Annotated in this window: 16 protein-coding genes; 9 read left to right on the top strand and 7 right to left on the bottom strand. The window is 42.8% G+C overall.

The annotated features are described in order from the left end of the window. The first annotated feature begins 166 nt into the window (after positions 1 to 166). From E0H79_RS06895 to E0H79_RS06915, 5 genes are all read left to right on the top strand, one after another. Positions 167 to 706, top strand: coding sequence for a DUF924 family protein (locus E0H79_RS06895; protein WP_131261222.1), 540 nt, complete (start codon positions 167 to 169; stop codon positions 704 to 706). Positions 707 to 751: 45 nt separating this feature from the next. After that, on the top strand, positions 752 to 1,327 hold the full coding sequence (locus E0H79_RS06900) for a CC0125/CC1285 family lipoprotein (RefSeq protein ID WP_104852739.1): 576 nt from the start codon (positions 752 to 754) through the stop codon (positions 1,325 to 1,327). 18 nt (positions 1,328 to 1,345) lie between these two features. Continuing rightward, entirely contained in the window at positions 1,346 to 2,674 is a 1,329-nt protein-coding gene (locus tag E0H79_RS06905) for a DUF445 domain-containing protein (protein WP_131261223.1), read from the top strand. A 158-nt stretch (positions 2,675 to 2,832) separates the two neighbouring features. Further along, positions 2,833 to 3,987 (top strand): methionine aminotransferase, encoded by a 1,155-nt coding sequence (locus tag E0H79_RS06910; protein ID WP_131261224.1) that lies wholly within the window; start codon positions 2,833 to 2,835, stop codon positions 3,985 to 3,987. A 114-nt stretch (positions 3,988 to 4,101) separates the two neighbouring features. Next, a complete protein-coding gene (locus tag E0H79_RS06915) occupies positions 4,102 to 5,469 on the top strand; it encodes an MATE family efflux transporter (RefSeq protein ID WP_131261225.1) in 1,368 nt (455 codons plus the stop codon). A gap of 26 nt (positions 5,470 to 5,495) precedes the next feature. Here the strand turns inward: E0H79_RS06915 and E0H79_RS06920 are convergent, their stop codons facing one another. Further along, the gene (locus E0H79_RS06920; RefSeq protein WP_096901500.1) at positions 5,496 to 6,335 is read right to left on the bottom strand and encodes an SDR family NAD(P)-dependent oxidoreductase; all 840 of its coding nucleotides are present in this window, start codon (positions 6,333 to 6,335) and stop codon (positions 5,496 to 5,498) included. Positions 6,336 to 6,548: 213 nt separating this feature from the next. On the opposite strand from E0H79_RS06920, the gene E0H79_RS06925 reads away from it, so the two are divergent. The 3 genes from E0H79_RS06925 to phoR all read left to right on the top strand — a co-directional run bounded on the left by E0H79_RS06925 (position 6,549) and on the right by phoR (position 9,842). Next, positions 6,549 to 7,268: a TetR/AcrR family transcriptional regulator gene (locus E0H79_RS06925; protein ID WP_004974164.1), complete on the top strand. Its 720-nt coding sequence runs from the start codon at positions 6,549 to 6,551 to the stop codon at positions 7,266 to 7,268. Between the two features lie 495 nt (positions 7,269 to 7,763). Further along, positions 7,764 to 8,474, top strand: a complete 711-nt coding sequence (gene phoB / locus E0H79_RS06930) for a phosphate regulon transcriptional regulator PhoB (protein WP_004974162.1) — start codon at positions 7,764 to 7,766, stop codon at positions 8,472 to 8,474. Between the two features lie 9 nt (positions 8,475 to 8,483). Then, positions 8,484 to 9,842 (top strand): phosphate regulon sensor histidine kinase PhoR, encoded by a 1,359-nt coding sequence (gene phoR, locus E0H79_RS06935; protein ID WP_131261226.1) that lies wholly within the window; start codon positions 8,484 to 8,486, stop codon positions 9,840 to 9,842. A gap of 96 nt (positions 9,843 to 9,938) precedes the next feature. Here phoR and asd read toward each other — a convergent pair whose 3' ends face one another. From asd to pncB, 3 genes are all read right to left on the bottom strand, one after another. Next, on the bottom strand, positions 9,939 to 10,799 hold the full coding sequence (gene asd / locus E0H79_RS06940; RefSeq protein WP_096901498.1) for an archaetidylserine decarboxylase: 861 nt from the start codon (positions 10,797 to 10,799) through the stop codon (positions 9,939 to 9,941). After that, entirely contained in the window at positions 10,796 to 11,638 is an 843-nt protein-coding gene (locus E0H79_RS06945; RefSeq protein WP_131261227.1) for a sulfurtransferase, read from the bottom strand. The genes asd and E0H79_RS06945 overlap by 4 nt, the downstream gene beginning before the upstream one ends. A gap of 163 nt (positions 11,639 to 11,801) precedes the next feature. Continuing rightward, a complete protein-coding gene (gene pncB, locus E0H79_RS06950) occupies positions 11,802 to 13,007 on the bottom strand; it encodes a nicotinate phosphoribosyltransferase (RefSeq protein WP_131261228.1) in 1,206 nt (401 codons plus the stop codon). Between the two features lie 234 nt (positions 13,008 to 13,241). Here pncB and dtd point away from each other — a divergent pair, with 234 nt between their 5' ends. Further along, positions 13,242 to 13,682 carry a D-aminoacyl-tRNA deacylase gene (gene dtd, locus E0H79_RS06955; protein ID WP_004974142.1) on the top strand — a complete coding sequence of 147 codons (441 nt, stop codon included), beginning with the start codon at positions 13,242 to 13,244 and terminating at the stop codon, positions 13,680 to 13,682. Positions 13,683 to 13,744: 62 nt separating this feature from the next. Here dtd and E0H79_RS06960 read toward each other — a convergent pair whose 3' ends face one another. The 3 genes from E0H79_RS06960 to serB all read right to left on the bottom strand — a co-directional run bounded on the left by E0H79_RS06960 (position 13,745) and on the right by serB (position 16,391). Further along, positions 13,745 to 14,224 carry a hypothetical protein gene (locus E0H79_RS06960; protein ID WP_004974140.1) on the bottom strand — a complete coding sequence of 160 codons (480 nt, stop codon included), beginning with the start codon at positions 14,222 to 14,224 and terminating at the stop codon, positions 13,745 to 13,747. 209 nt (positions 14,225 to 14,433) lie between these two features. Further along, the gene (aciT, locus tag E0H79_RS06965) at positions 14,434 to 14,769 is read right to left on the bottom strand and encodes a ciprofloxacin tolerance protein AciT (protein WP_004974137.1); all 336 of its coding nucleotides are present in this window, start codon (positions 14,767 to 14,769) and stop codon (positions 14,434 to 14,436) included. Positions 14,770 to 15,170: 401 nt separating this feature from the next. Next, a complete protein-coding gene (gene serB, locus E0H79_RS06970; RefSeq protein WP_004974136.1) occupies positions 15,171 to 16,391 on the bottom strand; it encodes a phosphoserine phosphatase SerB in 1,221 nt (406 codons plus the stop codon). Positions 16,392 to 16,468: the final 77 nt, after the last annotated feature.

Raw genomic sequence — 16,468 nt, forward strand, 5'->3', positions numbered from 1 at the left:
GCTGTTTTTTCTAACAAAATGATGATTTTGGGGCATGCTGACATTTTATAAAGTGGTCAACGTCAATAAATTTTAATTTGGCAATTTTTTATCACAAAGTTGCACTATAAGACATGCTAAATTTGTGATTTTATAATCAAAAGAACAGAGGTAAATAATAAAGCGTATGAATTATCAAGATTTTTTAGATTTTTGGTTTTCTCCTGCTGCAGAACCGAACTGGTTTGTCAAAAGCGCAGAATTTGATGCCCTGCTCGCAGAAAAATTTACCGATGTACTGCAACAAGCGGCACAAGGAGAACTATGGACATGGCGCGAAACACCCGCAGGTCGTTTGGCTGAAATCATTGTTTTAGATCAATTATCACGTAATTTATACCGTAATGACCCGCGTGCCTTTGCCCAAGATGGAATAGCCTTGGTGTTGGCACAGGAAATGATTCACTTAAAATTGGATCAGGACTTAAACCCAACCGAACGTCGTTTTCTATATATGCCGTTTATGCACAGTGAATCCAAACGTATTCACGAAGTCGCATTAACGTTGTTTGAAAGTTTGAATGACCCCACCGTGTTGGGCTATGAACTGAAACATAAAGTGATTATTGACCGTTTTGGGCGTTATCCGCATCGGAATCAGGTGTTGGGACGTCCTTCGAGTGCAGAAGAACTTGAGTTTTTAACCCAACCCAATAGCAGTTTCTAACTGGCGAGCTTGTCTTGGCTGGTTGATGTGTACAGGAGCTTTCACATGAAATATTCCCTACTCGGTCTTGCCCTTGCCAGCAGTTTGCTGTTTACAGGCTGTGCCACGACATCCTCTAAACCGCTCAGCTTTGAGCAGTTGGGGCAATACAGCACCACACCACTGAATGCGCAAACCTATCGGATTAGTTTTTTAGCGGGTCATAACATGAGTTTTGGCACTGCAGAAGAAATTACTTTGGTGAAAGCAGCACAAACCACGCTGCAACACGGTTTTCGCTTTTTTAAAGTTTTAGATGATCCGAGTAACCGTAGCCAGAAACCACCTAGACAAGCCGTGGTTTACCCTGCACCAAGTTACTATCCGTATAGCTATTCGCCGTATGGATATTATCATCGTCGCGCACCATTCTGGCCTGACCCATTCTATGATATGCCGCAAGTGGTGACCCTCGATCCGACTCAAGTGTCTTACACCATTCAGTGTTTTAAAGATCAAAAATCTGCACCTGAAGATGCCTTTGATGCGAGCCTAATTTTACAATCACTGGGGGCAAAATATGGTTTAAGTCCCACAGGACAACCATTACCCCCACCAACCTCTGCCCCTGCCGCGCCCTAATGAGATAAGGATGCCTGCATGAATACAGCGTCTGACCACACTTTAGCGAGCAGCTCGCAGCATAGCTCTCCGAGCCTGCAACGCAGTAAACGCTTTGCCACCATTGCTTTAGTGATTGCCGTGCTGGCATGGCTGGCATTAATGCTGACCGCAAAATTACTGCCTGAATATACGTGGTTGATTCACATACTAATGCTGTCTGCCGAAGCAGGCGTGGTCGGTGGTCTGGCAGACTGGTATGCGATTACGGTGCTGTTTCGCAATCCTTTTGGCAAAATGCCAATTCCTAAATTCTTACGTGATCACACCGAAATTATTCCACGCAACAAAGACCGTATTGCCGAGTCGATGGGGCGTTTCGTACAGGAAAACTTTTTATCGCCCCAAGTGGTACAAAAAAGCCTGCACAGCACTGACTTATCTTTATCCGTGGGCAAATGGTTGGCGAATCCACAAAATAATGCGCAAGTGACCCAAGTCATTCAGCAGACTGTACCGAAAATTTTTGAATTTGTCGGGCAAGAACAAATTGGGCGCTTTATTCAAAGCAACAGTGTGCAATGGGTTCGCAACACGCAGGTCAACCACTTGGCCAGTGAAATGCTGCGTGCGGTTTTGGAAAATGACTTTCATCAGGATGTGCTGCAACGCGGTTTAGACCTTGCCCATGACTGGATGCTGAAACATCCTGAAAAAAGCCGTGAATTGACCCGTCAATTGTTTAAAGAGCTTGGCGTGTGGAAACTGGCCAAAGGTGCGAGCTGGATTGGAATTGATGTGCAGCAACGCACCATAGATTCTTTACTGCAACGGGTCGAATCTATGTTGGCAGACCCTGAACACCCTTGGCGACAAAAAATTGAAGAGGCTGGGCAACAACTGATGTTACAACTGGCAGATAACAACAGCAGTGCCAGTCTACGTCTAAATGACACTAAAAATGCCCTATTAGACAGTCCACAAGTCTTGAATTTTATCAGTGGTGCAGTGGTGATTCTCTGCAATGCGATTAAGGAAGATTTACAAAAACCTGATTCGGGAATTGCACAAAACCTGCGTGTTGCTATTCAGCAAGTCGGTGAAAATATCATTGCCAATACCGCAGTACGTCAATTACTGAATGAAAAAATGAGTACGATTGCGGTGAACTTGTCAGATCAATATAGTGAAAAAGTAATTCGCTTTATTAGTGAGCGCATTCATGAATGGGACTCGCGCGAAATGATTGGCAAAATTGAAAACGAAGTCGGTGGTGATTTACACATGATTCGGGTCAATGGTGTAGTGGTAGGTGCATTTATTGGTCTGGGATTGGGGATTATTCGGGCATTGGTGGAGTTGATTTGAGATGAATTTTTTTTGATAAGTCGATCTTGAGGTGTTCAATCAAAAATAACGCCTCGAACGATCTATTCAAGCCACATCATCACCCTTTACCCCATTTGCATTCCCCCCTGAAAACGCTACGATGTAAAACAAGCTGCTGCCACAACCAGAACCCCACTATGCTCGATATTCACGCGAAACTGCCTGCTCAAGGTCTGAGTATTTTTAGTACCATGTCTAACTTGGCACAACAACTGAGTGCCTTAAATTTATCGCAGGGTTTTCCCGACTTTCCCCCACCTGCAGCATTACTGGATGCTTTAAGCCAAGCCACACACGCAGGCTTCAATCAATATCCTTCGGGCGATGGTTACTTGCCACTACGCGAACAACTGGCACAGCAATTTTTACAGCGTGATCAGCTAATGCTTGACCCGATCAGTGAAATTACCATCACCCCAGGGGCAACACTGGCTATTTTTAGCATCATGCAAACCGTGCTGCAGGCAGGCGATGAAGTCATTATTTTTGATCCAAGTTATGACAGTTATGCACCCTGTGTAAAATTGTTGGGTGCAAAAGCCGTTCATATTCCGCTGCAGGCTCCACATTTTCAGGTGGACTGGAATATGGTCAAAGATGCGATTCATGCCAAAACCCGCATGATCATCATCAACACACCACATAACCCCACAGGCACAGTATGGTCAGCGCAAGATTGGCAGCATTTAATTGATGTTATTCAGGAACATAATATTGTGGTGCTGTCCGATGAAGTCTATGAACATTTGGTCTTTGATGCGCATCAACACCGCTCTGCACTGTCTTTTCCTGAGCTTAGGGAACGCAGTTTTGTCGTGGGTTCCTTTGGTAAAACTTTTCATGTCACAGGCTGGAAAACAGGCTACTGTGCGGCTGCACCTGCCTTAATGCAGCTCTTTCGCCAAGCCTATCAATTTATTAATTTCTGCGGAGTTAGCGCTGTGCAAGTGGCTTTGGCAAATTATATGCAGCAGCACCCTGAACATATTGCAGAACTGGCAAAGTTTTATCAGGACAAACGTGATTTGTTTAATCAAGGCATTGCCAATTCACGCTTTCAATTCAGCCCTGCACAAGGCACTTATTTTCAAAATTTAGATTACAGCAATATCCGTCCCGGCTTAAATGCTGTCGATATGTGCCATTTTCTAGCCGAGCAGCACGGCATTGTCGGTATTCCTGTGTCTGCATTTTATCAAACCCCACCCGATGATTTACGTTTAATCCGTTTCTGCTTTGCTAAAAAAACCGAAACCCTGTTGCGTGCAGGTGAAATTTTATCGGCAATTTAAGCGATGAAGCTCCACTGAAATGTCACTGAGTTACTGAAAAGCTAAGGCTTTTTATGACCAAATCATGCTAGGGTGAAATTTCAAACAACCGCATATTGAAGCGCAGGATTTGGCATGGCAAGACCTCAGGCACTGGTCGATCACCCTCAGCTTTGGAAAACCTTTTTGGTGTTTCTATTGCCACTGATTGCCACCAATATTTTGCAAAATCTTTCGGGCACCATTAACACGATTTTTGTCGGGCAAATGCTCGGTGTGGAAGCCATTGCTGCGGTGTCGGTATTTTTTCCCATTATTTTTTGCCTGATGGCCTTTGTGATTGGGCTTTCGGCAGGATCGACCGTGTTGGTCGGGCAAGCGTGGGGCGCACAAAATGTCGAAAAAGTGCGTTGTATTGTCGGTTCGACTTTATTTATGACCCTAATTGGCGGCAGTTTCATTGCCTGTTTGGGGGTGATTTTTGCCGAACAAATTTTAATATTATTAGGCACAGACCCTAAAGTGATGCATCTATCCCTGCCGTATGTGCAATGGATGTTGGCAGGCAGCCCACTGCTGTTTGTTTATATTATTTATACCTCTATTTTACGTGGAGTGGGCGATAGCCTTACGCCACTCATTGCCCTGAGTTTGACTAGTTTAATGGGATTGGTGATTACCCCCATCCTGATTGCAGGTTATTTTGGCTTTCCTCGCTTGGGCATTATTGCCCCTGCAATTGCCACCATTCTGGGCTATCTGGCTATTTTAATTTTTTTGGTGATTTACCTGAATAAAAAGAATCATCCCTTAAAAATGGATGTGCATCTACTACGTCAAATTCGGCATCAACCCAATTTAAGCAAGGTGATTTTACGCTTAGGGATTCCCACAGGCTTACAAATGGTCACTACCTCTATGGCAGGTTTGGTGATTGTCGGTTTGGTCAATCGGCATGGTGCTGAGGCCACTGCCGCCTATGGCGCAGTTAATCAGGTGTTGAACTATATTCAATTTCCTGCGCTATCTATTGCAATTGCCGCTTCAATTTTTGCTGCACAAGCCATTGGTGCAGGCAAAGCCGAATTACTGGCTAAAGTGACCCGTACAGCCTTAGGCATGAATTTGCTGATTACAGGTATTTTAGTCACCTTGGGTTATTTATTTTCTAAATATCTGATGGCGTTGTTTATTACCGATCCTGCGGTGGTGGTACTGGGTCAGCAGCTCTTATTTATTGTGTTATGGGCCATTTTATTTTTTGGTGCCAGTGCAATTTTTGCCTCCATTATGCGCGCCAGTGGCACGGTCAATGTTCCAATGATCATCAATATTTTAGCGATTGTTTTAATTGAAGTACCGTGTGCTTATTTCTTCAGTCAGTGGTGGGGTTTGCAAGGAATTTGGTATGCCTATGCCTTGGCATTTGTGAGTCTGTGCATCGGTCAAGGTGCGTATTATCAATTTGTCTGGAAGAAAAAAACCATTCAGGTTTTGGTCTGAATGGTCTGTTATATTTGTAAGTTAGATTAACCGCGTTTCTTGCCCAACTTAGTCGCCCATGCGGTAACTTTCTGATAACCCGTTGGAACAATACGCTGGATTAAATCCAAAGTTTTGGCATCATTACCAATCAATAAACGGCGCTTGTCTTTTTGTACCGCTTCTAAAATTTGGCGCGCCGCTTCTTCAGGCGGGCAACGCAATAATTTATTAAAAGCACGTGCCGATTTTTCAGGATTCATGCCCAAAGTGCGCATGCTGTCGTTCATTTTAGCATTGTTGGCAATATTGGTACGAATCCCGCCTGGATGCACGCTCAACGCACTCACACCACAATTTTCCAAATCCAATTCCTGACGCAAAGACTCGGTAAAACCGCGCACCGCAAATTTGGTTGCGTTATAAGCCGACTGCGTTGGCTGTGCAGTTAAACCAAATAAACTGGAAATGTTAATGATATGACCATCTCCCGTTTGTTTGATTAAAGGCAAAAATTCTTTGGTGCCATAGACCACACCCCAGAAATTAATACCAACAATCCACTCCAACTCTTCGTAACTTGCACCTTCTACGGTAGAACCCAACGCCACGCCTGCATTATTAAAAATCATATTGACCGAGCCGTGGTCTCGCACAGTTTCAGCTGCCCATTCGCGCATTTGTTCTAATTTAGAAACATCCACCTTTTTAATGGTCACGCGCACATTACTGTCTTTGAGCAAATCCACTGTTTGCGCCAAACCTTGTTCATTCACATCACTGAGCGATAAATGACAGCCTTGCTTCGCCAATAGAACAGCCAATTGCTGCCCAATACCCGAGCCTGCGCCTGTAATTGCGGCAACTTTATTTTTAAAATTTTTCATGTGATTTCCTTGAGTATGTGGCGTGCACAGTTCAGACCTGCTTGTTGTTTTGTAGGGCTGTGCGATGCGCTGTGGTTTAAATATAATTTTGACAATAAGTATTGTCAATATAAGCCAGTACGAATATCGCAAATGAATCTGAAAACATAGGTTTAACAGATAATTATTGCTAGTATAAAGCCTAATTACGGTTCTTATTTGGCTTAACTGAACATGACAGAACAACTGCCCGTGACTGCAGAAACAGAAAAAACCACCCAGAAACAACAAAAAGAACGTCAGTTTAAAGGCTTGTCTTTAACTGAGCGCAAACAGGCGCGTCGTGAAAAACTGATTGAGGCAGGTATTCAAGCCTATGGCACGCATGGTTTTTTTGCCGTGACCGTAAAAGATATTTGTACCGAAGCCAAACTAACCGAGCGCTATTTCTACGAATCCTTTAAAAAAAGCGAAGAACTGTTTCAGACCATTTTTTTAAAATTGATTGATGAATTACAGCAAAATGTCATGCAAGCCATTATGCAAGCCTCGGCTGATCCTAAAAAAATGATTGATGCAGGACTGACTGCTTTACTGACCACGCTAAAAAATAACCCGCAAATGGCACGTATTATTTATATTGATGCCATGCTGGTGCAAGAACTACATAACCAAGCCACCATTCACGAAACTATGTCGCGTTTTGACCGCATGATTCAGGCCTTTGTCATGCTGATGATGCCGCATTTAGACCGCCCCAACCGAGAAATTTCACTGGTAGCGACAGGCTTAAATGGTTATGTCACCCAAATTGCGATTCGCTGGGTGATGAGCGATTTCAAACAATCCATGGAAGATGTCTTGTCTTCTTGCCGTATTGTATTTTTATCGTTATTACAGACCTTTTCGGAAAAAGAGCAAGCTTTTGTGAAAGATTCTTCGACATTGTCATAAAATCGAAAAATATTCATAATATTTTTCAAATTCAGAGGGGTCTGCTGACATTTCATAAATGGCTTGCGCTGTAGGCTAAAACTGAGCAGATCAGGCATGAAACGCAGGGAATAGTGGGTCTATTGCCAAGTTTCATAACGCAATCTGAGAAAGTTTTAGCTACAGTCCTTCGGAACGAGCATATTTTTTTGCCGCTATTGCGTTATGAGTCAGTCACTTAGAATAACTAAATTTCCTGCCTCATGCCTTATATCAGCTAAAAAATCTTGCGAGATATATCTCTCACGTCGCAAACATAGACGAAGTGTCAGCAGACCCTATTTACTTTGACTGAATCTGTTCAGTTTTTTCATCAAATCGACACTATTTTGTCACAAATTATTGCAAAAATAGCCCATTCAACCCTTTCTGCAATGATACTGTCATAATTAATCTTTGTAATAAGCCTGTCATAAATAAAACGGTCCACCGTTAACATCTATAGGATATTGCGTTGTGAAAGATGACTACATTTTAATCGTCGATGACGAACTTCCAATTCGGGAGATGATCCATACCTCTTTAGATATGGCAGGCTTTCAGTGCTTACAAGCAGAAGATGCAAAACAAGCTCATCAGATGATTGTCGATCAACGTCCAGCGCTTATCTTGCTTGATTGGATGATGCCAGGCGGTGTCAGCGGTGTAGACTTGTGCCGTCGCCTAAAACGCGATGACAACCTTGCTGAAATTCCTGTGATTATGCTCACTGCACGTGGCGAAGAAGATCACAAAGTTCAAGGTTTAGATGCTGGCGCGGACGACTACATGACTAAGCCGTTCTCGACCCGTGAACTGGTGTCACGTATTAAAGCGGTCTTACGTCGTGCCAATGCCTTAAGCGGTGAAAAAACTATTGATGCCAACGGTTTAATTTTGGACCCAGTCAGCCAGCGTGTCAGTTTTGGTGACAATATTTTAGAAATGGGCCCAACCGAATATCGTCTATTGGCGTTCTTTATGACGCATCCAGAGCGCGCTTACACCCGAGCGCAATTGCTTGACCAAGTCTGGGGCGGCAATGTATATATTGAAGACCGAACTATTGATGTGCATATTCGTCGTTTACGTAAAGTTTTAGAACCGTATGGCGTAGACCGTTTTGTACAAACGGTACGTGGTACAGGCTATCGCTTCTCGACACGTGCGGATGTTGCTTTAGGCTAAAATTATTTTATGTACGAACCTTACCCAGTCCCTGAACTCGCCCGTGACCTCAAACAAGTTCGTTACAGCAGTTTATGGACTTTTGCCAAACAAGATTTTCGTTTATTGGCCTTTTTCCTAATTATTGCAAGCTTGATTGGTTTTGGGATTGGGTATTTTTGGATTTGTATTAGCCTCGCCTTTTTGCTGTTTTTTCTTCAGCAAATGCGCTCCCTCTATTTAGTTAATGATTGGATTTCCAATCGTCCTTATGATGTGCCGCCAAATCTGCATGGTATTTGGGGTGCATTACTGTTCAATGTTTATCGCTCACAACGTCAGGAACGTATCGTTCAGGCCGAAATGGTCGGGTTGATTGATCGCGCCCAGTCTTCATTGGTGGCGTTGGATGAAGCCGTGATGCTGATTGATGAAAATCATCAAATTGAATGGTGGAACCCTGCTGCTGAAAAGCTATTGGGTATTCAGCCTTTAGACCGTGGACGCAACATCCTCACTATTTTGCGCCAACCTAGTTTTATTGAATATTTTAATCATATTGATCAAGCACCTGACGGTTTAAAAATGAAATCTAGCGTGCATGAAGGGCAATATGTGCAAGTCAAAATGACTCAGTTTGGTGGCGATAGCCGTTTGTTATTTGCTTACGACATGACGCGTATGCATAACCTAGAACAAATGCGTAAAGACTTTGTCGATAATATTTCACACGAATTACGCACTCCGCTAACGGTGCTGAGTGGTTATATCGAAACCTTTACCGATCAGGAAGATATTAACCCGCGTTGGAAACGTGCTTTTGAGCAAATGCAGTCACAAACCCGACGCATGAACGCTTTGGTAAATGACCTGCTGCTGCTGTCGCGTCTGGAAAATGAAAAAACCATCGCCAAAAATCAAATTATTGAAATGCCAAGTTTAATGAATCAATTATTTGACGATGCACATGCCTATAACGTCGATTATGGACATACGCTCAACTTAAATATTGACAGTCATTATGATCTGATTGGTTCAGATGTAGAATTGGCCAGTGCCTTTAGCAACCTGATCACCAATGCGATTAAATATACCCCGAAAGGTGGGACGATTACCATTGGCTGGCATGATGATGGCAATCAAGGTTATTTTACTGTGGAAGATACAGGCATCGGGATTGATCCGAAACACTTACCACGCTTAACCGAACGCTTTTATCGTGTAGACAGCGCACGTAGCCGACAAACAGGTGGTACTGGTTTAGGTTTAGCAATTGTGAAGCACGTTTTGATGCAGCATAATGCACACTTAGAAGTCGAATCTAAAGAAAATCAAGGCTCTACATTTAAAGTCGTGTTCCCAAAAGAGCGTTTGTATTACGAAACTTAAGCGCTGGTTGAGCTAAAATAGACAATAAATTACAGATTTAAAAAACAAAAAAACGCCAAATTACTTTGGCGTTTTTTATTTCTTTATTCACATATTTTATTCAGCAGAAACGATATGTCCCAGGGCTTTCCCCATTTCCACTACAGAATTGGCTTTGAATTCAGCATCCCACTGCATTTTATTTTCTTCAAACAAAACAATCGCGGTTGAACCCAAATAAAAACGTCCTAATTCTGCACCTTTTTCAAGGAATAATTGGTGCTGATTCAGCTCCAAACGCCCTGATGGTTTCACTTTGCCTGTCGCCACGGTTTCAATGCCCGCCACAATCATGGCACCCACCAAAACAACCGCCATACGACCCAATTCGGTATCAAACAAACACACCATGCGCTCATTGCGGGCAAATAAACCCGGAATATTTTCGGCTGTGGTTTGATTGACAGAAAACAACTCACCTGGCACATATAAAGTTTCGGTGAGTGTGCCTGCAAAAGGCATGTGTACACGGTGATAATCGCGCGGAGATAAATACACGGTTGCAAATTGACCATTTTTAAATGGTTCAGCCAATTGCGGGTCGGCAATTAAGTTTTCAACAGTAAATTGCTGACCTTTGGCCTGAAAAATTGCCCCATCTTCAATTTTACCCAACTGTGAAATCGCCCCATCTGCAGGCGATACAATGCTGTTCGGATTGCTGTCAATTTCCCGCACACCCTGCTTTAAAGAACGGGTAAAAAATTCATTAAAAGATTTATATTTCAAGGCATTGCTTTGTTCTGCCAAAGACATATCAATGCCGTATTGCGCCTTGAATGCAGTGATCACCGCATTTTTGAGCACAGGATGCTCACTGGCTGCAAGTTTACCCACAACACGTGATAATTGATGTTGTGGCACAACGCGTTGTGCCTGAATGAAAATTTGTTTTTTTAAACGTGATGTGAGGCTCAAGACGGCAACTCTCCAGTAATAACAGGACTGTCAGGGCGGTTGCCCCATTCACTCCACGCACCATCATAGGCCTGAATTTTCCAACCCAATAAACGCCCTAAAATGTAGGCCAAACCTGAACGGTGATGTGACTGACAATACACCACTACAGGTTCGTTTAAATTGAATCCGAGTTGTTCCAGACGCTGTCGTGTGCGTTCTAAGGGATGCAATTTTAAATGATTTTCACGATTAAGGGCAGTACTCCATTCAAAATGCAATGCCCCAGGAATGTGACCGCCGCGTCGTGCAGCCAAACGCAGCCCTGTATATTCATCTATGGTGCGGCAATCCCAAAGTTGCACCGACTGGTTTTGGCACTTTTCTAATAGCTCATCATATTGAATTCGATACTGATTTTTCTCAATAACAGGAACAAGCGTGCTGACGGGTGTTATTGGTTCAATCTCAGAAGTGGTTGGAAAACCTGCTGCCAACCATGCGTGAATCCCACCATTTAGTAAACTGGTATTTTCAAAGCCTAAACAGTGTAAATTCCAAATCAGACGCCCTGCCCATGCGCCACCTTCATCGTCATAGGCGACCACATGATGCTCAGGGGAAATACTCAAATACTGAATCAAGTCTTGTAAAGCCTCGGGTTCAGGCAATAAACCCGATGTATCTTCATCCTGACGTAGCAACATGCTCGGTTTGACCTGTAAAGCATGCGGAAGATGCAATTGCTCGTACACCGAATTGCGGCTCAAATCGACAATGCGCAATTTTTCATGCCCTAAAAAGGGAACTAAATCTTCTGCTTCAATCAGCAGTCCAAAATTGAATGGAGAAGTGCTCATTTTTATGCGGTTCAGTCTGTTTGGCAATCAACTTTAACTTAGTATAGGTCATTTTTGATAGCATGCTGTTTTTTTCATAACTTTCGCAGAATTTTAACAATCACATGCTTTAATCTAGAAAAAAACCGAAGATTTTCTTCGGTTTTTTCAATGTGCTCAGGTTTTAAACAGGCGTTTGTATTTCAAAAACTTGGCGTAAATATGCCAAGAAGGTGTCATTATCGGTCATGGTTTTACCCGGACTATCGGACAATTTCGCCACCGACTGACCATTACATTCCACCAATTTCAACACAATATTTAGCGCAGTTTGCCCCATATCATTGGTTAAGTTGGTACCAATCCCAAAACTAACCTGAAAACGGTCTTTAAAATACTGATGCAAGGCCCATGCTTTTTCGACATTTAAGCCATCACTGAAGGTCAGCATTTTAGTTTTACTGTCAATTTTTAGCTTTTTATAATGTGCATAAGCTTTATCGCCCCACACATACGGGTCGCCACTGTCATGTCGCAAGCCATCAAATAACTTGGCAAAATACAAATCAAAGTCACGCAGGAAAGCATCCATCCCGACCACATCAGTCAAGGCAATGCCTAAATCACCCCGATATTCTTGCACCCAAGTTTCTAGTGCGGCTTTTTGGAAGTCACGTAAACGTACATCTAGCGCCTGAAATGCCTGTAAAAACTCATGTGCCATTGTCCCAATTGGGGTAATGCCTAATTCTTTAGCCAACAGTACATTACTAGTACCACGAAACACTTCAGGTACAGCTTGATGAAAAGCCGCAATCACGTGCTTTTGCCATGCAAAACTATAACGGCGGCGCGTACCAAAATCTGAAACCAAAAATGGTGGATCTTCAGGCAGTTGCTGCTGTTGGTAACTTTGAATCAGGGCAATTTTTTGCTGTAAACGGCGCTCACCTTCTGCCCAAACCTCATCATTACGGATGCGCTGAAAATACAGTTCATTGACAATTGCCAGGACAAAAATCTCGAACATCATGGCCTGTACCATCGGGCCTTCTACCCGAATATCCAAACGACCTTGCGCATCAATACTGGCGTGAATAAAACGACGCTTGAGCTGAAATAATTCTAAATAATCGACAAAGTCACTTTTAATAAAGCGTAAATTACGCAAATACTGCAATTCATCTTCTTTAAATTTCAACTGACACAAATGATCAAGCTGCGCATTCAACTCAGCTAAAATATCGCTCAGTGGATACGCGGTATCTTCAAGATTACGGCAGCGGAATTGATACACACTGTGCGTTTGCGGAAATTTATGCAGCACCACCTGTAACATGGTGAATTTATATAAATCAGTATCGAGCAGAGATTGAATAATGGGGGTCATAGGGATCATCATTTCGCGGTACTTCTTGCATTAAAGCATACTTTATTCAGCAAAAAAGGGCTTTTATCGACAATCTTGTTACAACTTTGCTGAAGTGTAGCCTTCCCAAGATATTTTACCTCTCTGCGGGCAGCTACCGTTCTGATGCTTTCGTGATTGATGTTAATGCACGCCAAAGTGCCTAAGTTTGCTACAATCTGCAGCCATCCCCCACACTGAGAAAATTAGTCCCCCATGCGCGCATTATTACAACGAGTTCTTGAAGCCAAAGTCGTGGTCGATGGTGAAATCACTGGCGAGATTCAACAGGGTATTTTGGTATTTTTGGGCTTAGGCAAAGACGATAATTTTGAGAAAGGCAAAAAGCTGATTGATAAAATTTTAAAATATCGTTTTTTTGATGATGAACAAGGCAAAATGGGTTGGAATGTCAGTCAGGCCAATGGCAGTGTGTTATTGGTTTCACAATTTACCCTCATGGCACAGACTCAAAAAGGTTTACGTCCTGATTTTGGCCCTGCGATGCCCCCAAACGATGCCAAAGCGCTGTATGAACAATTGGTGGACTATGCCAAAAGTCAGTTTGACAGGGTGGAAACAGGTATTTTCTCTGCCGATATGAAAGTGCATTTGGTAAATGACGGGCCTGTGACTTTTTGTTTGGAAGTCGAGTAAATCACATATAAAAAAACCTCTGTCAAAAATTGATCAGAGGTTTTTGTTTGGGTCTGAGCAGCTTATTTACCCGTTTTTTGTTTAATAAACTGGCGTGCCATTTTAATTTTTTCTTTTACAGGTTTTGGTAGTTTAGGTGGAATCAATTTCGCTGCTTGGTTAAACCACACCAATAAGCCAAAATCACCTTCCATTTTAATGCTGCCATTTTGCATGCCTGTCATAAATGCAGTTGGATCACCTTTCATTAAGGTTTTTACGCCTTGCTCGCTGTCTGCAAACTGCAAAATAAAATCGGCTTTTTCTGCATCGCCTGCCACAGTGTCAATATGTCCATTGTTGACAATAATTTGACGCGCCATACCCAAGTCTGTGCCAATTTGAATACGGAACTGGCGTTCATGCACCAACTCAATAAATTTTGGACTGGTACGTGCCAGTTGTTTCATACGCAATGCCAAACCTGCCACGAGAAGGTCAAGTGGATCGGTGCTGACATCAACCAAAGGAAGTTTGACCACAGGAATTGCAGAAAGTTTCATGACAGTGAAGCCTATTGTAATTGTTGGATAATGAACAGACTCATCCTATCACAACTCCCGCTTTTTGCTGCAAGGCTTTGTATAACAATCTTTAGGAGGGTGTTAAAATTTTGTCGCTGTTTGGATGGCGCAAACTGCCGTACAGATAAAGCAAAAAAGATGCAAACCAGTTGCATCTTTTTAAAGTTTTTGAATTTAGTCTGTACGATTTAGCGGCTTGAGCACTGCTGCTGATCGTCTTCATAGACTGGGGTATGTTCGATATAGCGACGTTTTGCCAAAGCACGCTCTGCCCGACGGTCTTCTCGTAATAATAATAAAGTCACCAAAGTCATCGCCAAGAAAATTGCCGACAAGTAACTGTAGGTAATTGGCAGTTCAAATACGCTTTGCACACTGTAGCGCACCACTTCCAATAAACCCCAAAACACCATACCTGCCAACATAAAGTTTAACCAGCGACGATAAGGCGAAAAGAAAACAGCAATCAACGCAGCTGCGACGAGGCTTAAGCCTACAATGGTCGCTAAATTCGCTGTTAGCATAAAAACCTCCGTCTAAAGATGCAGCCTCTTTTTGAATTGGTCTGCGACTTCAAATACCGTTTAAATAAATAATGGATGTCGATTTAAATTCTATGTCTGCATTATGCTGCGTTTTCTAGATAAAAAAAGACTTGTATTTTTATAAAGCGACACACCTTGTCGCAATATTATATTGTCATTACATTTTTTAAATTTTGTAGTTTTCGGGAAGCTAAGCTAGCTCTTTATTCGCGTGTCATTACAAAAAAACACCTTATTTTTTTGCCTTAAAAAATATTTTTTTCATTCAATGCTGTTGCGGTTTTTATCGACAGTTTTTGTTTACCGTTCATCGTTATCTGCTGATTATACAAACAAAAAACGCAGCATGACTGCTGCGTTTTTTTCATTGAATTGTCATATTAGGCACGGTTCAAGTCTTTGTCATGCACGCCCAATAAGTACAGCACACCATCCAAGCCCACGCTTGAAATGGCTTGATTGGCGTTTTGACGTACCAACGGTTTAGCACGGAACGCCACACCTAAACCTGCAATAGAAAGCATTGGTAAGTCGTTCGCACCATCACCCACCGCAATGGCTTGTTCCAAAGAAATCCCCATTTTGTCTGCCAGTTCACGTAGCAATAATGCCTTACGCGCACCATCCACAATGTGACCTTTTACTTCGCCTGTAACCATGCCATTTTCCACATCTAGAATGTTGGCATGCACCTCATCAATCCCCAATTTTTCCTGCAGATATTCTGCGAAATATTGGAAACCGCCCGACAAAATAGCGGTGCGATAACCCAAAGATTTCAGGGTTGAAATCAGGCGTTCAGCACCTTCGGTCACGGTCAGACGTTCGGCAATTTTAGGCAACACAGCAGCATCTAAACCTTTGAGCAATGCTACGCGCGCGCGGAAACTTTGCTGAAAATCCAGTTCACCCTGCATGGCACGTTCGGTAATGTCCGCCACCTGATCGCCCACACCTGCCTCAATCGCCAACTCATCAATCACTTCTTGTTCAATGAGCGTTGAGTCCATGTCAAAACACACCAAACGGCGGTTACGACGGTAGGCATTGTCTTCTTGTACCGCGACATCCACACTCAGTTCATTCGACAGGCTTAAACACGCAGCACGCATGGCAACTGCATCTAGCATTTGTCCACTTAATCCAAACTGAATGCAAGCACGTTTAGGTTCATCTTCGGCTACATTAAGCTGTGGGCGACCCGACAAACGGGTTACAGTTTCAATGTTAAAACCTTGGCTAGATACAATATGCGTGACCGCCTGTAAATGTGAGGCATTCAGCTCTGGTGCCAGTGCAGTCACGATATAACGGGTACGACCGCCTTCTTTGACCCATTGCTCATATTCAGTTGCAGAGATTGGTTTAAAACGCACAGTTAAGCCAATATCATGTGCTAAAATCAGAATCTCCTTCATGGCTAAAGCAGTTGCAGTCTGGTCTTCTGATGCAACAACAATACCTAAAGTCAGTTGATTATGAATAACAGCTTGGCCAACATCTAAGATTTGTAAGGAATGAGCGGACAATACCTGCATTAATCGAGTAAACTGATTAGGTTGGTCAGGTCCTAAAAATGATATAAGAATGATTTCTCGCATGAATTGACTCGGGTCTGAGCTACAACTATTGTGAGAATCATAATCTAAATTGAATATAAATGCCTTGGAAGTTTTAC

Source organism: Acinetobacter sp. ANC 5045 (assembly GCF_004331005.1).
GTDB classification, from domain to species: Bacteria; Pseudomonadota; Gammaproteobacteria; order Pseudomonadales; family Moraxellaceae; genus Acinetobacter; species Acinetobacter towneri.